The organism is Cohnella sp. OV330, assembly GCF_900112065.1.
GTDB lineage: Bacteria > Bacillota > Bacilli > Paenibacillales > Paenibacillaceae > Cohnella.
The window spans coordinates 399404-421782 of the sequence record NZ_FOKE01000002.1 but is presented as its reverse complement, the minus strand read 5'-3'; the positions used below and the strand labels follow the sequence as shown (position 1 = coordinate 421782).

Below are 22379 nucleotides of genomic sequence, written 5' to 3'. Positions count from 1 at the left end.
GAGCTACTTCATCGAAACAAATCATTGGTGATGTAACCTATTTCCCAACTTCAACTCTGAATGTAAAGATTTCAACAAATTCAAGTCGGGAGATAGCAAGTTACACACTTACAGTAAATGGTACTTCCAAAACAGTTAATGCTCCGAATTCATCTATTCAGAACGGGTATATACAGCTGAACGGCGTGAATGGGAAGGCTACAAAAGTCTATGGTGGGGCCTCTTCCAATCCTGGGTTCACAGTAGATAGGACTTCAGATGGTAAACGGTGGCGCGTAGGTGCGCTTAACCCCGCAAACAATCAAATTTACAAGTTTGAATACACCCCTGTAGCCGGAAGTGGGTGTATGTCAGGAAGTATTTCAGACTGCCCAGGCTTAATCCCTTCTACAGTTACTAACTTGTCAGGAGGAACTTATAATGCCTCCGATATAGCATTCGTGCGAGATCCTGCAACCGGCCAACATATTAGCTGGTCAGAGAATGTGCCACATGTGCAGCATATGTATTTAAACTCTTATGACTCCGGTGTTGAAGTTCCTTGGCCGTTTATTGAAGCCTGCAGCCTTACGATCACGAATGCCAAGGCTACTTCCAAAAATACGACGTTGGTCTCTTACGGGAAGGGTAAAGAGTGCGGAACAGGCAAGCTTGTTGGACGGAGAAATTTAAACGACAAAACTGATGTAGAGTATGTGAACTACGATGTTCCCGTACGAGGGTCTGGTGCAGCGGAACAAAGAAAATACTATTTTGTTTTCGACACCGATTGGGAAGCAACAACTTACGCCTACCAGGGCAGCATCACGATCAACTATGTACCAAAAACGCAACCTGGATTCGATGGCGACTTCGACATCCTCCCAGACAGCACGCTCACATACGGAGACGCGTTCAAACTCCACCCGAGGGACATCGAAACGACCGGCAGCTGTACCTTTCAATCCATCAAATTCCGAATCGAGCGAAACGGCCAAGTCTATACCGGCAACGTCATCATCAACAAGACTACAGACGATACATACACGCTCGCCAAGTACCCCTACGTTATGCTCGCCGGCGCATCGCATGAAGTGTACATGCAGATCAATACGAGCTGCGGCAGCGATTGGGTGGGACCGAAGGAACTTTATCTGATGGACCCCGATCTTGGCGGGGGAGGTTCGACGCCGCCGCCAACTTCGACGCCGCCGCCTCCTGGCGAGAACCGTCCGCCGACTGCGAAGATTGCTTGGGTGAAGGCGGGGGCGACGACACCTACCGGCATGATCCCGGTGGGAACGAAGGTCGATCTTCTGATTACGGACTTTAACGACCCGGATTATCCAGATGATTGGGTGGACGTGGACCATTGGGATTTCGCTTCGAGCACGGATTGGCTGAAGACCGTCCCGGACGGATTCGGAGGCAATCTCAAGCAGAACAGCTACACGAACATCATGGCATCCGGAATCGGCTCGCATCAGGTGGCGCTGACCGTCAAGGACTTGAAGGGCGCAACGTTCACAGCCTATGCAACGCTGAACGTCGTGGATTCCAAGCCCGTGGCCGTCATCCGCGGTCCCTCATCCGTTAAAGCGGGCCGGCCTCTGCCAAGCGAGTTCGACGGCCTGATGTCCTACAGCCCCATTGGCCTGAAAATCGTCGATTACGTTTGGACCAATATCCAGACCAAGTACATGACGCCGGGAACCGAGACGATTACATTAAAAGTCAAAGACGAGGAAAATCATTGGTCGGACGTAGCGTCTAAACCACTAAACGTCATTCCTGACGAACCGCCGATCGATACGCTCGCCGTACCCGAGCAGGGCACGCGTCTTGGCATCGTTACGATCGTCAGCGGGGCCTACAGTCCGGATTACGACAATCTCGTTTCGCACAAGATCGAAATGAAATACGATGCGAATAACGACGGCTTCGCCAACGATGCTTGGCAGACCGTGGTGAACGGCAACGGCGACGCTGACAGCTTCACCTTTACGCCGAGTCGCATCGGCAAGTATCTATTCCAGGAAACGGTATGCGAAGATTATGGTCTGTGCGGCAATACGAGCGGGCAGCCGGAAGCAGCGCGCACGCTGGACGTGAAGAACATCGCCCCGATCGCAGACGTCAAAACCGAATCCGACGTTTCTGATCCGCCAGAATCATCCGCCATGCTGATGACCGACTTGTACAACAATGGCCGGTTTTACAACATCAGCAGCGGAGCTGTCGGAGACAAGTCAAACTGGAAGATCGACACAGGTGGGATCCTGACATCGAAATCCCGAACGCCGCTGACCAACAATACACGGCCTTACTATGGAACGTACAACAGTACGATATTGTCGACTTCGTTCGGGATTGACGGCGTTCCTCGCATGTCGGCATTTACAGGCATACAAAGTTCACCGACGCTTACACGGATTTATTATCCGGATAATCCGATTATCGTGCCGCTCGATGACGACAAGTACACGTATATCGGCGCGATGGGATCCATTTCGGCTTATACCAAATCGATGCAGCTCGTTTGGAAGCGAGATATCTTTAAAGGGTATCCTTTTCAATTGTTGTCGTACGGCAGCACGGTCGTAGCCGTTGGCGAGAGCGGTATTGGGCGCAGTATGGTCATCGGTTTTAATCGGGATACGGGCCAAGAGTTGTTCAGAAACGATACGCTCGCGGCCTATGTAGGCGGATATACGAATTTGCTTCAAATTCCGAATGGCTTTATGTACGGCAGTTTTAAATTCAATGCTTCGGGGGAAGACGCCGGGCAACTACATTATCCCTATGTTGACGGTGTGTCTCAGAAATACGGCGTCATGATGGCTACCGACAACAACAGCGGCACCAGCTATATGATGCGAACGTCCGACCAAGGCATTATAGGCTCACACAACCCCGGCATGTGGTCCCCGAGCTACCGATATTACTTGGGTTCCGACAATGCGAACAATTTGTATGCGTTGGTACAGGGGCAAGAGGGATGGACGAACACGGTGAAGATCGGCAAATTCAACTTGGGAAGCTCATCTTTTACGTATTCGCCGGCACTAGATTTAAATAGTATCATCAACTTTCTCGGCATGGACAATAAACAACGACTCTATGAGAACACAACAGTCGGCTATCCGGATCCCAAAGTTGCCGTCAATGTGCTCGATGCCTCTGGTAACTTCATTAAACAGTTAGTGTTGTTCCCCTGGGTTTCGCCGAAAGGCGGCGGATACCAAAATTATTTTACGCAAATGATTGTCGGCGCGGACGGCACGCTTAACTTTTTCGGCTATCACTTGGACACTGAGAACTACCTTGATAACTATGCAACCGTTTCGTATGCATCCTACGATACGGATCTAAATCTCATCACAAGCGGTTCGGTCGGACAAATTCTAGTTGGTAAAGATCGTATGGTGACCTTCTCTCCACGGGGCGACCAAAGCTTCCTTATCGTATCGAAAGGCGGCTACACTACTGATCCGTATTTCCTTTACACGCTGACTTCAAACGGTACGGCAACGAAGCCTAAAATCATCGACGTCGGCGAAGCCACGCCCGATCTCATCACAGGGCAGCAGGTTGCTGGCGATAAGACGCTTAAGACGAGTCTTAAAGAAGATGCACCCGACGGTAAGGGCGCCGGCATCGCCCACCGGATCCGGGACGATCGGAACTATTACAGCGTCGAGTTCGAAGCGAACGAGCTCCGCGTAAAGAAGACGGTTAACGGAACCGCGACCGTCGTCTGGAACAAGGGGTACCCGATGGTGGCGAACCAGGTGTACGACATCAAGATCGTGCCCCGCGTCAATGCGTTCGACGTTTACGTGAATCGGGTTTACCAAACAACGATTAGTGAATCAGCCTGGTTGGACGGCAAGTTCGGAATCGTCAATCGCGGACAGGCTAACGTTTCGTTCCTGGCTTCCTCGATCGAAACGACGCCGGCCGGGTATGGCAAGATCGAAGGCATCGCGCTCGTCGGCCAGCAGGTAAATTACACACTGTCTTACAGCGACGAGGAAAGCGATCCGCAGCTGACGGCGGGCAGTTCATGGGTTTACGCGCACAACCCGAACGCGCTGCTGCAACCGCAGGGGACCGCGGCGTTCAACGGCCAGACCTTGAGCTCGCCGGTCACGAGCTTCCCGTTCGCCGGAGATTACACGTTCACGTATAAGACGAAGGATGATCCGCATCCGTCGCATCGATATCCGGATTCCGCATTTAATGCATATCGCCAGGAATCGAATGTCGTGACGGGCAAGATCCGGGTGCATCGCCGGCCGATCGCCGACTTTACGGCAAGCTGGAATTCGAACGGCACGATCGGCTATACCGATGCTTCCTACGATCCGGATCGCTACAACCCGGCCAACGGCTCGTACTCGACGGAGAACACGGGCATCAACTACCAGGCGACGCGAGGCGTCCTGGAGTACCGCTACCGTTACCGTGCAGCCGGCAGTTCGACGTATATCGAGCTGAAGCCTGCCAGACTCTTCGGCGGCACATACATCATCGAGCTATCCGTCCGCGACGAGTACAACGCCTGGTCCGAGTGGGCCACGCAGACGATCGTGGCCGGCGGAACCACGCCGCTGCCGCCGAATCCGGGATTTACGATCGCGCCGACGACGCAGTACAGGTTTACGGCCTTGACGATCAACTCGACGGCCAGCGATCCGCAGGACGGGGCGCGGGAGAACGTGGAGCATGCTTACTATATTAAAAATCTGACGACCGGCGGTCCGGAGTCGCTGCAGAGCGACGCCCGGACGAGCTGGACGAAGGAATTCAGCTCGCTTGGCGTTTTTCAAGTACGCCAAGTCGTCATCAACAGCTTCGGTCTCTACGCGGAAATAGCGCATAACGTATCGATCGTGAACCGCAAGCCGGTCGCCGACATCACGGAACCGGCCAGCACGAGCGCAGCCGCGCCGACGATGTACGACACGCAGCGGCCGACGATGAAGTGGACGTACAGCGACGGGGATGACGATCCGCAGAAGCAATATCAGCTGCACTTCTATAAGTCCGACGGATCGTTTTACAGGGATTCGGGCGCGGTCGTCGGCTCAGACCTTGCATGGACGCCGTCGGCGGATTTCGCGGACAACACGACGTATTATGCGTACGTTCGCGTTTCGGACGGCACCGATTGGTCGAATTGGAGCGCGCCGCATTACTTTCGGATCGTGACGAACAAGCCGCCGACGGCGGATCTGGCTTGGACGCCCTCCCCCGTCTGGGAAGGCGATACGGTCAAGCTGCTGCCGACGATGTCGGATCCGGACGGCGACCGATTGGACGCCGTCTACGAGATCGAGTCGCCGGCCGGCGCGAAGCGCACCGTGAGCGAGCAGCGAATGCCGCCGTATGGCGGCGCGGGACCGACGTTCGTCGCGGATACGCCGGGCAACTGGAAGGTGCGGCTGACGGTCGGCGACGGCAAGGCGCCGGCGGTGTCCGTCGCCAAGACGATCGCGGTCGGCCCGCTCGGCGTGACCGGACGGGTGCTGCATACGGCGGCATGGGAGGACAACCGCCAGCGATACAACGCCGCGCATCGGGGCAAGGAACGACCGGCCAACTGGTTCTGGGCGGGCGAGCTGTTCGTGCTGGAAGCGGCGACGACGGACACCGGCGCTTCGGACACGAAGGCCGCGACCGTCACGGCCGAAGCGGGCCCCCGGCTGAAGGCCGCATTACAGGCCGTCCTGCCCGGCAAGCCTGCGGCATGGAAGGGCGAGCTCGGCAGCGAGCAATACGGGGGACCGTTGAAGGAGCTTCCCGAAGGCGACTATACATTCGTGTTCACGGCGGCGTACACGAACGGCGTCGTCAAGAAGTCGACGGTCGTCATCCGCGTGAGCGATACGGTGGACGGCTTCGCGAACGTGCATCGCGTTCAATAAAAAACAGTGAAAAACAGCTTCGGAAAGGGATGGCGCCTTTCCGGGGCTGTTTTCGCATGCCTCCGGACGATTGTCCCGCGAACCAGGCGACATGTCCGGGGCCGATCGCCCCGAATTGGCGCTTGCGGATGGATATGCGTCCACGTCCTGTCCGAGAAAGGCGCATATATTGTATCCGGGTGATGAACATGCCGTACAAGCGCGGACAAAGAGCAAGACGCATTCGCAGACGCATGCGGTACGGATCGAGCCGCATTCGCAGGCGTATGCGGTCCGGTCCGTACCACGCGGCCGGACGGAGGCAAGGTTGGCTGGAAGGGTGGAGGCTTGGCGCCTGCCGCCGGATCGCGGACGACACGCCGCCGCCCGCCGCGCGTCGCAGACCCTGGCGCGTCATGTACGTGCCCCAGGGCTTCGACGCGATCGACCGGGGCGTCGTCGCCGCGCTCGGCGAGACGACGCATCTCATCGTTGCGCCGCAGGCGGAGATGCTGTCGTACGCGGAGATCTACCGGCCCGACGCGGTGCTGGTCATGAACGGCCTTCATACGTTTCCCGCGAATCAACGGGAACAGGTCGAGGGAATTCGGCGGCTTGGCATCAAGACGGCGATCTGGTTCGTGGACGATCCTTACGTATCGGGCGACTCGGCCGAGATCGCGCCAAGCTACGATTATGTGTTCACGCACGAGCGGAGCTGCGTGCAGCGCTACGTTGAGCTCGGCTGCGCGCAGGCGTACCACTTGCCTCTCGCCGCCGATCAGGAGCTGTTCAGGCCGATGGCCGTCGACGAGGCGTACAGGACGGATATTTGCTTTATCGGCGTTGCCTTCCGGAACCGCGTCGAACTGTTCGACAGCATCGCGGGTTTTCTGAAAGACAAAAAGGTGCTCATCGCGGGCAGCCACTGGGATCGGATGAGTCACTACGGCCAGCTCGCGAAGTTCGTCCGCAGCGGCTGGATCGAGGTGCCGGAGACGGTCAAGTATTACAACGGCGCCAAGATCGTCATCAATATGCATCGGACGACGGAGCCGCTCAGCGACAACAAAAACACGCGCCACTGGGAAGGACACTCCGTTAACCCCCGCACGTTCGAGATCGCGTCCTGCGGCACGCTGCAGCTGACGGACCTGCGGCCCGAGCTACCCGAATACTATCGGGTAGGGCACGAGATGGCGTCTTTCTCCAATCCGCGCGAGCTGACGGAGATCATCGATTATTATTTGCGCAACGAAGAAGAGCGGCTGAAGGTGGCGGCCCGCGGTTACCGGCGGACGCGCGCCGAGCACACGTTCGTCGGCCGGGTGACGCGGCTGCTCGATACGATGGGGCTGGCGGATCCCGCGCAGCCGCCCGCAGGGGAGGGATGGACGGTTGGCTAAGATCGTCGGAGTAAGCAGAAATAAAGCGGTCGCGGCGCCAAAGAAAAGACGGCGGAACCGAGCGGCGGCCGGCGTCGACGGCTTCGGACTGGGCTGGCAGCACGGCTACTGGCACGGCCAATGCGAGTCGATCGTGCAGCGTACGATCGTGCCTTCCTACATCCGGGATTTGCACGTGCTCTTCATTACCTCGGGGAAAGGCTTCCCTTACAGCCCGCTGGACGAAGCGGTCGGGCAGACGCTCATGCAGCTCGTATCCCGGCTGTCCGTCATGTCGCCGAAGGACGACATCGTCGGCTTCGCTTCCCGCGAGATGCCGGCGCTCGCCATCGTGCTGGACGGACTGGATTTTCCCGTCTCCACGATCGACGCGCTTCGCTCCTTGGGCATCAGAACCGCGATTTGGTTCACGGACGATCCGTACTATACCGAGGTGACGGCGGATCTGGCGCCGCACTACGACTTCGTGTTCACGCTGGAGCGCAATTGCGTGCCGTTCTACGAGCAGCGAGGCTGCGCCCGCGTTCATTACCTGCCGCTCGGCGTGCATACGGCCGACTTCCGTCCGCGCAATCCGCGGCACGAGATCCGCGGCGACATCTGCTTCATCGGCAGCGCCTACTGGAACCGGATCCGGCTGTTCGAGGAGCTGCTCCCGCGCATGGCGAAACGCCGCTTCAGGCTGTCGGGGCTCTGGTGGGATCGGCTGTCCGACTTTCAGCGATGGCGGGACCGGATCGATCTGGGCAAATGGATGGGGCCGCTCGAGACCGCCGAGCAGTACAACGCGCACAAGATCGTCATCAACGTCCACCGGGCGCACGACGACAGTACTTTTAACCGCAATCTCTACAATATTCCGGCGGTCTCCCCGAACCCTCGCACCTTCGAGATCGCCGCCTGCGGCACGCTGTTGATGAGCGACAACCGCGAGGACCTGGCGCAGTTTTACACGCCGGGCGTCGAGATCGTCACCTACGACTCGGCGCAGGATATGGCCGAAAAGATGGATTATTATCTCGCGCACGAAGACGAGCGCCGGCAGATCGCGCTTAACGGGCTGTACCGGACGCTGCGGGACCACACGTACGTGTCCCGTCTGTCGCAGCTCCTGGACTTGGCCACGATACCGCTGGCGTAACACTTTACCAAAGGAGATGAGTGGCCGTGGGCGGAAGGCCGAAGCTGCTTCTATTCTCCCATCTCAGCGGCGTCGACGTGATGACCGGCGCGGAAAAGCTCTTCCTGCTCTTCATCCGGGAGCTCGCGGCGCACTTCGAGTGCAAGCTGGTCGTACCGCAGGAAGGCGTGCTGGCCGCGCAAGCGCGCGCCGCCGGGATCGGGACGCTCGCCATGGACCTGCCGCTCAGCCTCGCGCTGTTCAGCGCGCTGCCCCAAGTCGACGCCGAGGTCGGCGCGCTGCCGTCGCATCCCGCATGGGAGCCGCTCGTCTTCCTGCTGCTCCGCGAGTCGCCGGATTACGTGTGGACCAACACGACCGTGCATCCGATGCCCGCGATGGCCGCGACGTCTCTCGGCATTCCGTCGATCTGGTCGGTGATGGAGACGATGCGCGGCACGCCGAACCGGCCGCAGGCGGCGGCGATCGTGAGTCTCTACAGCCAGCTGATCGTCGGCATCTCCGACAGCGTGCTGGAGCCGTACCGCGAATCGGGCGCGGGGGGCAAGGCGGACGTGCTGCGTCCCTACGTCGATCCGGCCGCGCACGCGCCGGAGCGTTGGCCGGAGATCCGCGCGCGCCATCGCGGCCGTCTCGGCTTCCGGGACGAGGACTTCGTGGCCGGCTTCATCGCCGCTACGATCTATCCGAACAAGGGGCTGCTCGAATTCGTGCACGCGATGATCCCCCTCATGAAGCAGCATTCGGGCGTCCGCGCGATGATCGTCGGCAAGTCGGTCGACGAACCGTACGTCCATGCCTGCCGCGAGCTCATCTGGCGCCAGGATCTGAGCAGCCGTTTCGCCTGGATGGAGTTCCGCGAGCGGATCGAGGAGATTTACGCGCCGATGGACGCGGTCGTCGTCCCGAGCCTCGTGCCGGAAGGCTTCGGCATGACCGCGCTCGAGGGGATGATGTTCGGCAAGCCGGTCGTCGCCTTCGCGGCGGGCGGACTGCGCGAGATTCTGGAGCAGGCGGAGGCCGGGGCCTGGCTCGTGCCGACGGGGCATGCGCAAGGACTGACGGAGCGGCTGCACATGCTCATGTACAACCCGGCGCTGCGGCAGTCGCTGGGCGCGCACAATGCCAGGGTCGCGGCGGAGCGCTTCGGCGTCCGGCAATTCCGCGAGGCGCTCGGCGCCTGGCTGCGCCGCCTGCCGCCGCCGGCCTCGCAGCAGCCCGCGGCGCTGCCGCCCGAGATTCCGCAGCACGGGCTCGTGCGCGGCGCCGGCAACGGCACGGTGTACCTGATTCAGCACGGCCGCAGACGGCCCTTCGCTTCGCCGAAGGCGCTGCGGGATCACGGCTTCCGCTTCGAGGACGTCCGGGACGTCCCGGCGCTTGTCCTCGACTTCATTCCGGACGGCGAACCGCTGCTCGAAGCGCCTGCGGGCAGGCGCCGGCCCAGGCGGGGGCGCCGCCGGCTGAGAAAGCGCGGCCGCGCGAGGATTCGCGGGAAGCGACTCCGCGTACTTCGGCGAAGGGGACGCAGCCGCAGGCGCGTCGCCGCGCGAAGCGTCGGACGCAAGAGAAGAAGATCCGCATCAGCGAGGAAAAGGAAAGGAAGATGATGGCATGCGAGTCGTCACGATCCTGGGCACGCGGCCGGAGGTTATCCGGCTCAGCCTGCTCACGCGCCTTCTGGACGATCTCTCAGGTCGTCACGTCATCGTGCATACCGGGCAAAATTTCTCGCCGAGGCTGAACGACATTTTCTACGAGGAAATGGAGCTTCGGCAGCCCGACGTTCAAATTACCGCGCGCAAGGAAACGGTGGGCGCTCAGTTGTCCGCCACGTTCGCCGCGGTCGAAGAGGTGCTGCTGCGCGAGCGTCCGGACCGCGTGCTGCTGCTGGGCGACACGAACAGCGCGCTGTGCGCGGTGCTCGCCGAGCGGCTCGGATTTCCGGTCGTGCATATGGAAGCGGGCAACCGCTGCTTCGACCTGGCCGTGCCGGAGGAGAAGAACCGCCGCATTATCGACGCGGTATCGACCGCCAATCTCCCTTATACGGAGAACAGCAAGCAAAATCTGCTGCGCGAGGGCTTTCCCGTCGCGCGCATTTTCAAGACGGGCAATCCGATCTTCGAGGTGCTCGAGCACTACAAGCCGAAAATCGACGCGAGCGACGTGCTGGAACGGCTGAAGCTGCAGCCCGGCGGCTACCTGCTCGCCACGATCCACCGCGCGGAAAACGTCGACGATCCGGGACGGCTGCGAGAGATCGTGACCGGCCTCGGCATGGTGGCGGAGCAGCAGGGGATGCGGCTCATCTGCAGCCTGCACCCGCGGACGCGCTCGCGGCTCACGACCGACATGGCGGAGCTGATTCACCCGCTGCTCGAGTTTCACGAGCCGTTCGGCTTCTTCGACTTCGTCCAATTGGAGCGAAGCGCGCGCTGCGCGCTGACCGACAGCGGCACGGTTCAGGAGGAATGCTGCATCTTCCAGGTGCCTGCCGTCACGGTGCGGCGGACGACCGAGCGTCCGGAGACGGTCGATTGCGGGAGCAACATCGTGTCCGGCGTCGAGGCGCGCGCGATCGCGAGGTCCGCAGAGGCGATGATTCGTCTGGGTACGGGCTGGCAATTGCCCGAAGGTTATGGGGACCGTCAAGTATCTGCTAAGGTGGCCAAATACGTGCTTGGAGGGATTATGGATGTATGAGGGTAAACGCATCCTCGTAACCGGGGGCACCGGCTCGTGGGGACATGAGCTGGTTCGTCAGCTTTTGACGCTCGGACCGAAGGAGATCATCGTCTACTCGCGCAGCGAGTCCAGCCAGGTGGCGATGAGCCGCGAGTTCGAGGACGCGAGGCTGACCTTTTTCATCGGGGACGTGCGGGACCGCGAGGCGCTCTCCAAGGCTTGCCAGGGCGTGGACATTTTGTTCCATCTGGCGGCGCTGAAGCACGTGCCCGTGTGCGAGATCCAGCCGTACGAAGCGCTCAAGACCAACGTGCTCGGGACGCAAAACGTCATCGAAGCGGCGATCGAAAATAAAGTGGACCGCGTCATCAACATCTCGACCGACAAAGCGGCGAACCCGTCCAATTTCTACGGCATGACCAAGGCGATCGGCGAAAAGCTCATCGTGTACGCGAATCTGCTGAAGTCCGACACGAAGTTCGTCTGCGTCCGCGGCGGCAACGTGCTCGGCACGAACGGGAGCGTCATCCACCTGTTCATGGACCATATCAAAAACCGCGGCCAGGTCAACCTGACGCACCGGGACATGACGCGCTTCTTCCTCACGCTGCAGGATGCGATCACGCTGCTGTTCAAAGCCGTGGAGGTCAGCGTCGGGGGCGAGATTTTCGTCATGAAAATGCCGACCTGCCGGATCATCGACCTCGCCGAGGTGCTCATGGACGCGATGGGCAAGTCCGCCGAGATCGTGGAGACGGGCGTGCGCCCCGGCGAAAAGCTCGACGAGATTCTGCTCACCGAATACGAGAGCCAGAGCACCGTCGAGTACGACGATCAATATCTGGTCATCCTGCCGACGCTGGAGCTCGAAGGCCTTCAGGCGCATTACGACGCCTATCCGCGCGCGGAGCTTCATAGCTACAGCTCGGGGACGGGACTCATGGACCATGAAGAAATCCGGAGTATGCTGGTGCGTGGGGGGTTTCTCCAATGAAAATACTGGTGCTTGGCGGAAGCGGAATGGCGGGTCATGTCATAGCGGCTTATCTGCTGAAGCGCACCGGGCACGAGGTGACGGTCACGGTACGGACGGCCGGGGATATCCCGGTCGTGCGGAAAGCCTGCGGCGACGCCGAGCAGGCGGGGACCGCGGACGACGGCGGCCGGGCGGCGCTTGCCGTCCGCGTGCTGGACGTCCGGCGCTTCGAGCAGGTCGCGGATCTGGTCGCCGAGACGCGGCCGGATCTTATCGTCAATGCGGTAGGCGTGCTGAACCGGCAGGCCGAGGACCATCCGCTCGACGCTTACCTCGTGAACGGCCTGCTGCCGCATTGGCTCCGTCATCTGTGCAAACGCGGAGGCGGCAGATTGATTCATATCAGCTCCGACTGCGTGTTCCTTGGAGACAGGGGCGGCTACGCGGAACAGGAGCAGCCGGACGGCGTGACGGTATACGCGCGCAGCAAGGCGCTGGGCGAGATCACGGACCCCGCGTGCCTGACGCTGCGCACGTCCATCATCGGACCGGAGCTGCGCGCCAATGGGATTGGCCTGCTCAAGTGGTTCCTCGGCAGCACGGGCAGCGTGTCGGGCTACGTCAACGTCCATTGGAACGGGGTGACGACGCTCGAGCTCGCCAAAGCGGTGGAATGGGCGATCGCGCATCCGGACGTCGGCGGTCTCGTGCATCTGACGGCGCCCGAAACGGTCAACAAGCATGACCTCCTCGGCTTATTCGCCGATACGTTCGAACATACGGACGTCCGGATCGTGCCGGTAGCGGAGCCGTCGATCGACCGCACGCTGGCGCCGACGAAAAGCGGCTTCGCGTACCGGCCTCCCGGGTACGCGCAAATGCTATCCGAGCTGCGGCATTGGATGGAGGGCGACGCGGATTGACGCGGGTGCTGGTCACTGGCGCCGCGGGCTTCAGCGGCCGGCACGCTTGCGAACGGCTGGCACGGGAGGGCATGGAGGTGACGGCCGTCGTGTCTCCGCGCGCTCCCGCGGCCGGGGGACGCCCGCCAGTCGCCGGCGCGGCTGCCGAGCTGGCCTGCGATCTGACGGACCGCGCGTCCGTCCGGTCGCTGCTCGAGCAGGTTCGCCCGGACGCCGTGCTCCATCTGGCCGGTCGCAACGCGGTGGACGAATCGTGGCGTACCCCCGATGTCGTGCTGTCCGCCAACCTGCTGTCCACGGTTTACGTGCTGGAAGGCGCGCGCGCGCTCCCGGACTGCCGGACGCTTGTCGTCGGCTCGATGCTGAGCCCGCGGCCGGACGAAGATCTGACGCGCACGCTGCATCCGTACGGCTTCAGCAAGGCGCTGCAGGTGACGGCCGCGCTGGCCTGGCATCACTGGTACGGCCAGCAGGTGATCGTCGCGGAGCCGTGCAACCTGATCGGGCCCGGCGGCAGCGCGGGCATCTGCGGCAAGATCGCGCGCTGGGCCGCCGCCTGCGAGCGAGACGCGGAGACGGAGCGGGGGTCCGCGCCGTTCCGCTTGTCTTCGCTGGAGGAGCGGCGGGACTTCCTTGACGTGCGCGATGCCGCGGCGGCGTACGCGACGCTGCTTCGCGAGGGCGCGCCAGGCGTTCGCTACGCGCTGGAATCGGGCACGCTGCGCAGCCTCGGCGAGGTCAAGGACGCCTTCGACCGGGCGAGCCGCGTGCCGCTTCGTTGGGAGATCGGGTCGGCGGGCGGGCCATCGCCGCTGGCGCGGCGAGCGGACGCCATCCGCGAACTCGGCTGGCAGCCGTCCGTCCCGTTCGCGCGTTCGATCGCCGACACGCTTCAATCCGAGCGGGAGCGTCCGTCCGGACCGGCTTGAACGGAGCGAACTGACCGTAAGAGGAGGACTCGGGCATGAACAGCGCAGGCGAGGGCAAGGGCGGCAGTTCGGGCGGCGGCGGTCAAGGCGCGGGCCGGCCGAAGGTGACCGCCGTCATCCCTTTTTTTAACGATCCGTATATCGGGGAAGCCGTCGAGAGCGTGCTGGCTCAGCGCATCGACGGACTGGAAGTTATCGTCGTCGACGACGGTTCTACGCGCGAGGCGTGGCGGCTTCACCGGTTCCAGGGCCGCATTCACGTGCTCGGCAAAGCGAACGGCGGCACGGCGAGCGCGCTCAATCACGGCTTCCGCATGGCGCGGGGCGAGTACGTCGCCTGGCTCAGCTCGGACGACCGCTGGCTGCCGGGCAAGCTGGAGCGCCAAGTCGAGCATATGGAGCGGACCGGATCGTCGATCAGCCACACCGCGTTCCGCACGATCGACGCCGCGGGCGTGCCGAGCTCGAAGCCGGTGCGGCTCGCCTTCGAGAGCCGATACGACTTCTACCGGTCGCTGCTGCGCTCTAACGCGATCAACGGCTGCACGGTCATGATGCGCAAAGCGCTGTTCGAGCAGCTGGGCGGCTTCGACGAAGGCGCGGTTTTCACGCACGATTACGACTTGTGGGTCCGGGCGACGCTCGCCGGCTATCCGCCGACCTACCTGAACGAACCGTTGACGGAATACCGCAAGCATGCCGGGATGGGCACGATTCGCCATCAAGGGGAAGCGGAGGCGGAATTCATGGCGACGGCGGCCAAGTACAGAGGCAGCCTGGTCCGACTGCTCACAGCGCTGCGGCCGCCGTTAAGCAAAGCAGGTAAGCGATGATCGCATAGAAGAGCCGTCCGGCCGGGAACTCCGCGGCTGGGCGGCTTTTTCGTGCGAAAAGGTGGGCGACGCACGCTTGTGACAAAGGGGGGAGCGGTCGGCGAACGGGGGACTGGGAGACGAGGAGGATCGTACTCGAGCATTTATGCGTCGTATCCTGCAAATGTGCGCGATATACGGTACGCTTGAGCGATTTTGCGATGTAACCTGCAAATGTGCGTGATAGGTACCCACAAAAGTGCGACAACGAAGCTTCGAGAAGCTTCGTTGTCGCACTTTTGCGCGATAGTCCTGTCCGAACACTTAAAACGGCTACGCTTTCCTGTACGTTTGCAGGATAGGCGCGAGGTCCATGGGGGGAACCGCTGCATCGACCCAAACAACCGACCCGAAAACCTGCCCGAACAGCAAATAGACGCCCGGAATTCCGTTCCTCCGAGGCGTCTTTCATCGCGTATTCTTACACGTGCATTTATCCGCCAACGCGGGCGATCAGCCCGTTCAGGCTATGAACGTACCAGTTGTGCACCATGGCAAACTCCGCGTTGACCTGGTCCAAGTGGCGGGAGGTACCCGAATTGTCGTGCCAGCGGTAGGCGGTGAGCGGCGAATTGACGAAGTGAAAGTCGATGCCCGCCAAGATCACCCGCAGCCAATAATCGTAATCTTGCGTGTAGCGCAGTCCCTCATTGAACCATCCGACTTGGCCGACGACGCTGCGATGCATCATGACGGTGCAGCCGTTGATCGGACAGAAGGTATGGAGCGCGCGCAAAAAGCCCCCGGCGCTGTCGAATTTGACGGCCAGCTGCGGCTTCAGCAGCTCGCCGCCGGCGCCGATCAGGTCGAAATCCGTGCTGCTGATCAGCGCGCCGCGCGTCAGCATATGACCGAGCTGGCCGGCTACCTTGTGCGGATAAAAGATATCGTCGGAGCTGAGCCAAGCGATGTATTCGCCATTGGACATGCGGATGCCGTGGTTCAGCGCGCTGGCCGTCCCGCCGTTTGCCTTGCCGAGGTAGTGTATTCTGGACCGGTACGGATCCAGCAGATGCTGGTTCGCGGTCGATCCGTCGTCCACGACGATAATCTCGATATTCGGATAGGTCTGCGCCAGGGCGCTGGCGACCGCCTGATTGACGTAGCCGTCGTTATAAAAAGGGATGATGATGCTAACCAAGGGGCCCGACATCGCATGCCCTCCTTTCGCCGCCTTCTGCTGCTACTTAACAGTTTATGTCCAAGGAGGGGGGAAAGGCACGACGCTTGCCCGAGGGCAAGCGTCATGGATGCCGGACGGATCATCCTTCCGTCCAATATGGATCAGATCGCCCAGCGGAGCAGCAGTCCGGCCTGGGTGAGGCCGCTGCCGAACCCGTACAGCGCGACCGTCTGTCCCGCGGCGAGCCGGCCGTCCTTCACGGCGAGGTCGAGCGCCAGCGGGATCGAAGCCGCGGACGTATTGCCGAATTCGGCGGCGCTCGTCAGCGCGCGCTCGTACGGCATTCCGAGACGTTCGCAGATCGCCTCGATCATGCGAAGGTTCGCGCTGTGCGGCACGAGCCAGTCGAGCGCCTCCGCGGCGATGCCGCCGTCCTGCAGCAGCCTGCGAACGCCGTCAGGCACGGTGGACAGCGCCCACTTGTACACCTCGCGTCCGTTCTGCACGATGCGTCCGTCGCCGGCGAGCGGCTGGCCGTTCCAATCGCTCGACAGGCCCGAGGCGTACACGTGGATGCCGCCGCTGCCGTCCGTCGCGGCGTGCGACGCCAGGAAGCGGCCTTCCTCCGCGCGCTCGACGAGCACGGCGCCCGCGCCGTCGCCGAACAGGATGCAGGTGGACCGGTCCGCGTAGTCCGTGATCTTGCTCAGCGTCTCGGCGCCGATGACGAGGATCTTGCGGTACATGCCGGTCAGGATCAAGCCGTTCGCCGTCTGGAGCGCGGAAACGAATCCTGCGCAAGCGGCGTTCAAGTCGAACGCGAGCGCGGCCTTGAAGCCGAACGCGTCCTGCACGCGCGAGGCGACCGAAGGGAACGGATTGTCAGGCGTCGTCGTGGCGACGAGGACGCCGTCGATGTCGTCGGTCGCGGTCGGGTACCTGTCCAGCAGATCCCGCACGGCGGCGATCGCGAGGTGGCTCGTGAATTCGCCGTCGGCGGCGATGCGGCGCTCGCGGATGCCCGTCCGCCGCACGATCCACTCGTCGTTCGTGTCGACCAGGGCGGACAATTCCTCGTTGGTCAATCTGCGCTGCGGTACGTGGCTGCCGATGGCGGTAATGGCGGAGCGGGATTGGAGCGGCATCGAACATTCCTCCTGTTTTAATATCAAGTATTAGTACCAGGTTTTAATCGTATTTTACGCTTTTCGAGAGGCAGAGTCAATCAATCAGCTTCAAAGTTTCTTTTCCTCCTTCCCATTTCACAACAAGGGTCACCGGGATATTGGATTTCGCAGCGATGACCGGTTTCTCGTTTGGGGACGTTCGCTTCTGGCAGCGAAGATCCAAAATACCTTCGTTTCCGTATGGATATCCGGATATGCCGTGTGCATCAAGGAGTCTCACATCCCATTCAAGGGCAGCATGGGGAACATTGGGCTTCAGGCCAAAGACATATTCGAATAGAATGGCGATCGGCGTAATCCCGGACCACCCGACGAAATCCGGCATGGCAGGGTTACCGGGAGCGATGTTCTCCGGCGAATAGTTTTCCCAAACGGTTCCTGTGCGCTCATAAACCATCAGGACATGGTCCAGATGCTTTCTTGCAATCTCATGCGCCAAGTCATCGTAGCCGGCTGTATGAAGGCCTTTCAACACCATGTAGTTCGTCGGCGCCCATACGCCGCCTCTCCAGTAGCCGCCGTCCGGTTGATACGCGGGGTGATCGGCGGATAAAGTCGGTATCGGATGCGGACGGTTAAACTCGTTTTCGTTGCGTAAATGGGAAATGAACCTTTCCTTTTGTTTCTCCGGTACGATATCGGCGAGCAAAGCCCAGTAGGCCCCGATGGACTTCACATGGTTATGCTCCCCGCTTTTCCAAAGATCGTAATAAAACGCGCTCTCGTCATCCCATAGCTTGCGATTCACGAGATCCGATAATAAAGCGATCTCCTCCTCGAACGCCTGCATCTCCTGTCTTCTGCCAACGACGTCGCTCATCTGTAAGAGCAGTTTAGCGCTCAGAATCTGCTGGATGCAGGCATCCGCCCAGACCATATGCCCATGAGAAAAAGACTCATGGTATTTCATTTCCAATCGGGGCGTGTTATCCATACCGCAGCCCCACCCAGTCGACCAGTAGCTTCCGTCTGTCCATGTTCTGAACTCTTTGAGCCACAAATGGTAACCGACTAATACGGGGAACACCTTTTCTAAACGCTCCTTGTCATTGTAATTCAAATAATATTCCCACTCCGTAAGAGGCATGATATTCGGTCCCGTGCTGCTCACGTCAAAGCGGTGAAACTGGTCCATGCCGTCAATTTCCCTAATCTCCCGGCAGATAAAACCGTCTTCGTGCTGCTTGGCGTACAGGTTGTCCAAGGTCTTTTGAAATTCAAAGGCATGCTTTCCATATCTCGCGAAGATCAAGATAAAACTGGAGTCCCACATAAAGAGACAGTCGTTAAAAGCGGTGTCAATATAATTCGTTACGAATCCATTGTCAGACGTCGGTTTTCTCAAGTTTTTAAAAGCCAGCTGCCATGCCTTCCAGTAGCAGGAAATGGCCTGATCATGGCCCTCCCAAAAGGGTTCTGGCAATATTTCTTTGGCATCCTCGAAAGTCGGTAGAACCTTATTTTCCACGGCGGAATTCAAAAAAACATTTTCCTTTGCAAACCTATTATTGATGTACATATCCAAATAACGCATTTCGTTTAGACCTCCCGAATGATTGATCATGGATGTTATGATAATGTTAATTCTGGCATTTTTCTTGCGATATCATGGAGATTTATAACACCATTCTGGTATTGGAGGGTCGTATGAAAAATAATAACGGACTCCTATTCGAAGGGCCGTCGCAAACGCCTGATTTTCCGGTGAGGATATCCTTCAACGACTCCAGGAATGCAGTGAATGATTCGGACAGACTTGTGTACTGTCATTACCATGATGAAATTGAATTCAATTATGTGATAGAGGGAAGTATCGTGATGGAGATCGGTACCCAACGCATCCAGGTTCAAGCGGGTGAGGCCGTCATTATCAACGGTAATGAAATTCATAGCGGTTACTGCGAGAAGGAAGCGCATTGCCGCATGTTTGGCATTATTTTCAAGCTGGACATGCTAGGTAGTCAGGAACCCGATGTCTGCCAAAGCAAGTATCTTGAACCCTTTCTTTGCGGACAATATCAATTTCCTTCGTATATTCCGAACAAACCCGGATGGCAAGCGAAGGTAATAGCCGAAATGGAGCGCATCGTCGTGACGTACCAGCAACAGAACTTTGGATACGAATGGAGGATCAAGTCCAGTTTATTCTCTATTTTGGCTGAAATCATTGCGAACAAAGCATTTTTAACCCGGAACGAACAGTCCGTAATGCCCAGCGAAAGGCTAGAACGGTTCCAAAAGTCTATTTCGTATATTCAGGAACATTATATCGGCAAAATTACAGTAGAGGATCTTGCGAGGGCGGCGGGAATTAGCGTGGATCATTTCTATAAATTTTTCAAACAGATATCGGGGGAGACCCCGGTGACTTACGTTAACCGCCATCGGACGAGGATAGCCGCCAATTTGTTGAAGTATACCGATTTATCCGTTTTGGATGTTGCCCTTCAAAGCGGTTTCGATAATGTGAGCTATTTTATCAAAACTTATAAGAAGTACACAGGTTTAACGCCTAGCGCCTGGAGAAAACAAAAACATAAATAGAAGTCATTTTTTTATTTATCAATAACTCTTGAATCTATCGTTAGAGACATTCTGAAATATATTTACAAATTATTTATTTTTATGCAACGATTACCTGTTTTTGATTGTCATCTACAGTAGAGAACTGGCCAGTTTTCAATCCAAATACGAGAGGTGTGTATTTATGAAGAAGTTCGTCGTGTTGCTGTCCATCTGTGCGATGTTGGTTGGAGTGCCTTCTGCCTATGCCCAATATGGATATGGCGATACGGTTAGTACGGCGGTAAATGTCAGTCTCGGTTCAGGCTACGGAACGTTTCTGCAAGGCGGCGAGGCCGATATTTTCGTATTCAAAAATAACACTTCTCAATCGGTAACGACCACGGCAAATCTTCTATCCCCTGCTGACGTTAATTATAACTATTGGGTAGAAGTTCACAATCCGGGCGGCTCTGTCACCTATTTTAATCCGTGGGATAACGGGATCGGTGGCCTGGATTCTATTCAAATAACGGTCGGACCGGGTAGTAAAGCTTACTTTATCGTGTCCGACACCGGAACGTTATCCAGCGCAAGCTATAGCTTCTGGCTGAATTAAGCCATTTCATTAGAGGCCGCTAATTATCGGGGAACAAACTATCGACAGCACAAAGGAATTTGCGACTATAGAAAATGAATCGTAGGTTTAAGTGAAGAGGAGAATCAAGGATATTGAATGGTGATGTCTCTAAAGCCCTTCTAAAGTAAAAATAGCAAGCTGAAACGAAGCCTAAATAGCAAAACGGGACGAAGCAGAGGCATTTTCTGCTTCGTCCCATTAGCGTTTTTGGTCTATGGCTACCTTCTTGAGCAGATTATGAGTAAGGCAAAGCCATCCGACCTCTAGGCTTACCTTATTCAAGCCTTGAAGCATAAAGCGCCCGAATCCTCGGTTGTTTTTAATCTGTCCGAACACGCTCTCCGGCTCGATCATGCAACGTTCTGACCGTTTCCAGTTATGGCTTAATCACAGGCTTCGAAGACGGTTCCTTCTGTAACGAATAATCGAATGGGTCCTCCTGAGGGAGGGCCTTTCGATTTCTCGGACAGGGAGCGATAGTCGTGTTAAGTCGTTCTGCATCAGTAGGCAATACCAACACGCGTATTGATGTAATCGTTCGTTTTTATCAGGCTGAAAGTAAATTCTGCCGTATCCGACACGGATATTTCAACGCCGCCCTCAGGCAGAAAATGGCTTTCCGCACGATAGGCATCCTTTTTTTCTCCATCAGGCAAATACGTGGGACAGACGATGGTCCATTTTAAGTTTGATTGTTTAAGCAAATCGTAAACCTTATGATGTTCTATCGCTGCACGGACTGATCTGCGCTTGGATTCGCTTGATTGATAACGAAGTAAATCCGGGGTCGTTCTACTTTGCAGGATACCTGCTGTCCCTATCGTAATAAATCGTTGTATGCCTTGGCGTTCCATGGCTTCGATAATAAGCGGCATACTATCCGTTAGCGTAGTTGTCCCGTCCGTATTTAGTGCGCTTATTACGATATCAATCCCTTGCATGGCACGTACGATATCTTGTTTTTCTAAAACATTCCCTTGAAGGATAGATAGATTTTCATCACTCATTTGAATCTTTTCCGGCGTACGGACGAACGCAGTAACACGATGTTTGTCCTGAAGCGCATAACGAACGATTTTACTGCCTACCCGTCCAGTCGCGCCTAAAATTAAAATATTCATCAGAAAAAAACTCCTTTTGCGAATAATCAACCTTTGGGCACGCTGCGGTAGTCGGAGGGGGAGACGCCCATCAGCTTTTTGAACATGCGGGAAAAATAGTAGGGATCGCCGAAGCCGACTTCCGCGGCGACCTCTTTTATCGCCATGCCGGTCAGGCTCAGAAGCTGACCGGCTCTTTGCATCTTCAGGCGAAGGAAATAATCGATCGGCGAAAAACTCGTCTCCTGCTTAAACAGGTAGATTAAGTGCTGCTTAGACAGGCCCGTATGAAAGGCGAGCTCAGGCAGCGCAATAGAAGACTGCAGATGATCGTTCATATAACGGATCGCATGCTCGATATCTTCTTCGCGCTTGCGATGGCGGGACGTGCCGCCTGTGCCAAGACCGATCGCGCCTAGCAGCTGGGCAAGCGTCTGCGATACTTGAACCTGCGCCGGAAGCGAATAGGGCTTGTCCATGAGCAAGCTGTAGCATCGTTCGAAGCTCTCCAGGAAGTGGGTTTGCAAGCCGATCGGTACCTGGACGGGACGCCCATGTAATCCGTAGAGACGGAGATGGGCAGCGACATGATCGCCTTTTAGATGAAACCAGTAAATGCTCCATGGCGATTCGGCCGATGCGCCATAACGATGCGGGACGCCTGCCGGAATGACTGCCAGATGCCGCTCCGCGATCGGCTGGGTTTTCCCTTCCTGCTCCACCCACCCGGCGCCGTCCGTGCAATAGATAACGATATGCGAGTCGCAGCCTTCGGGACGATCGCGGTAGTGATGGCGCGCGCGGGGGAAGTAGCCGATATCGCTCGCGTAAAAATTTTTGGTCAGCTCGAATTCGGCCAACTCGACGGCAAAGTAGTCGGGCAGCACGAACAGTTTTTCTTGCGGGAAGCCTTCCGGTTTTTGAATGTCGTCCACGATGTGCCTCTCCTGTCGCGTTATCAATTGGCAATCAGAATATCCTCCATCATAAACCGAATTCAGTCA

At 58.1% G+C, this 22379-nt stretch carries 17 protein-coding genes; 11 read left to right on the top strand and 6 right to left on the bottom strand.

Translation table 11 applies throughout. The annotated features are described in order from the left end of the window. The first annotated feature begins 695 nt into the window (after window positions 1-695). The 9 genes from BM235_RS05650 (at window position 696) to BM235_RS05610 (ending at window position 14784) form a co-directional block, all read left to right on the top strand. On the top strand, window positions 696-5909 hold the full coding sequence (locus tag BM235_RS05650; RefSeq protein ID WP_090110384.1) for a glycoside hydrolase family 78 protein: 5214 nt from the start codon (window positions 696-698) through the stop codon (window positions 5907-5909). Between the two features lie 188 nt (window positions 5910-6097). Continuing rightward, the gene (locus BM235_RS05645) at window positions 6098-7294 is read left to right on the top strand and encodes a CgeB family protein (RefSeq protein ID WP_255374077.1); all 1197 of its coding nucleotides are present in this window, start codon (window positions 6098-6100) and stop codon (window positions 7292-7294) included. Beyond that, window positions 7287-8435: a CgeB family protein gene (locus tag BM235_RS05640; RefSeq protein WP_255374076.1), complete on the top strand. Its 1149-nt coding sequence runs from the start codon at window positions 7287-7289 to the stop codon at window positions 8433-8435. The genes BM235_RS05645 and BM235_RS05640 overlap by 8 nt, the downstream gene beginning before the upstream one ends. A 26-nt stretch (window positions 8436-8461) precedes the next feature. Continuing rightward, window positions 8462-10045: a glycosyltransferase family 4 protein gene (locus BM235_RS05635; protein ID WP_090110382.1), complete on the top strand. Its 1584-nt coding sequence runs from the start codon at window positions 8462-8464 to the stop codon at window positions 10043-10045. A 4-nt stretch (window positions 10046-10049) separates the two neighbouring features. After that, window positions 10050-11141, top strand: a complete 1092-nt coding sequence (gene wecB / locus BM235_RS05630; protein WP_090110380.1) for a non-hydrolyzing UDP-N-acetylglucosamine 2-epimerase — start codon at window positions 10050-10052, stop codon at window positions 11139-11141. Further along, window positions 11134-12117, top strand: a complete 984-nt coding sequence (locus tag BM235_RS05625; protein WP_090110378.1) for an SDR family NAD(P)-dependent oxidoreductase — start codon at window positions 11134-11136, stop codon at window positions 12115-12117. Before wecB ends, BM235_RS05625 begins: the two co-directional genes overlap by 8 nt. After that, window positions 12114-13022, top strand: a complete 909-nt coding sequence (locus BM235_RS05620) for a dTDP-4-dehydrorhamnose reductase family protein (protein ID WP_090110376.1) — start codon at window positions 12114-12116, stop codon at window positions 13020-13022. The genes BM235_RS05625 and BM235_RS05620 overlap by 4 nt, the downstream gene beginning before the upstream one ends. Window positions 13023-13027: 5 nt before the next feature. Beyond that, window positions 13028-13951, top strand: a complete 924-nt coding sequence (locus BM235_RS05615) for an NAD-dependent epimerase/dehydratase family protein (RefSeq protein WP_255374127.1) — start codon at window positions 13028-13030, stop codon at window positions 13949-13951. Between the two features lie 35 nt (window positions 13952-13986). Then, complete coding sequence (locus BM235_RS05610; protein ID WP_090110372.1) at window positions 13987-14784, top strand: glycosyltransferase family 2 protein; 798 nt, start codon at window positions 13987-13989, stop codon at window positions 14782-14784. 472 nt (window positions 14785-15256) lie between these two features. Here BM235_RS05610 and BM235_RS05605 read toward each other — a convergent pair whose 3' ends face one another. The 3 genes from BM235_RS05605 to BM235_RS05595 all read right to left on the bottom strand — a co-directional run bounded on the left by BM235_RS05605 (window position 15257) and on the right by BM235_RS05595 (window position 18667). Further along, window positions 15257-15976 carry a glycosyltransferase gene (locus BM235_RS05605; protein ID WP_090110370.1) on the bottom strand — a complete coding sequence of 240 codons (720 nt, stop codon included), beginning with the start codon at window positions 15974-15976 and terminating at the stop codon, window positions 15257-15259. 131 nt (window positions 15977-16107) lie between these two features. Beyond that, entirely contained in the window at window positions 16108-17091 is a 984-nt protein-coding gene (locus tag BM235_RS05600) for a ketoacyl-ACP synthase III (RefSeq protein ID WP_090110368.1), read from the bottom strand. Window positions 17092-17167: 76 nt separating this feature from the next. Continuing rightward, window positions 17168-18667 carry an MGH1-like glycoside hydrolase domain-containing protein gene (locus BM235_RS05595; protein ID WP_158543900.1) on the bottom strand — a complete coding sequence of 500 codons (1500 nt, stop codon included), beginning with the start codon at window positions 18665-18667 and terminating at the stop codon, window positions 17168-17170. A 113-nt stretch (window positions 18668-18780) separates the two neighbouring features. Here BM235_RS05595 and BM235_RS05590 point away from each other — a divergent pair, with 113 nt between their 5' ends. Continuing rightward, the gene (locus BM235_RS05590; protein ID WP_158543901.1) at window positions 18781-19677 is read left to right on the top strand and encodes an AraC family transcriptional regulator; all 897 of its coding nucleotides are present in this window, start codon (window positions 18781-18783) and stop codon (window positions 19675-19677) included. Between the two features lie 163 nt (window positions 19678-19840). After that, entirely contained in the window at window positions 19841-20254 is a 414-nt protein-coding gene (locus BM235_RS05585; RefSeq protein WP_090110362.1) for a hypothetical protein, read from the top strand. 219 nt (window positions 20255-20473) lie between these two features. Here BM235_RS05585 and BM235_RS05580 read toward each other — a convergent pair whose 3' ends face one another. From BM235_RS05580 to BM235_RS05570, 3 genes are all read right to left on the bottom strand, one after another. Then, window positions 20474-20629, bottom strand: a complete 156-nt coding sequence (locus BM235_RS05580; RefSeq protein ID WP_255374075.1) for a transposase — start codon at window positions 20627-20629, stop codon at window positions 20474-20476. A 146-nt stretch (window positions 20630-20775) separates the two neighbouring features. Next, window positions 20776-21396 carry an NAD(P)-dependent oxidoreductase gene (locus tag BM235_RS05575; protein WP_090110360.1) on the bottom strand — a complete coding sequence of 207 codons (621 nt, stop codon included), beginning with the start codon at window positions 21394-21396 and terminating at the stop codon, window positions 20776-20778. Window positions 21397-21422: 26 nt separating this feature from the next. Then, window positions 21423-22310 (bottom strand): AraC family transcriptional regulator, encoded by an 888-nt coding sequence (locus tag BM235_RS05570; protein WP_090110358.1) that lies wholly within the window; start codon window positions 22308-22310, stop codon window positions 21423-21425. Between the last annotated feature and the right edge of the window lie 69 nt (window positions 22311-22379).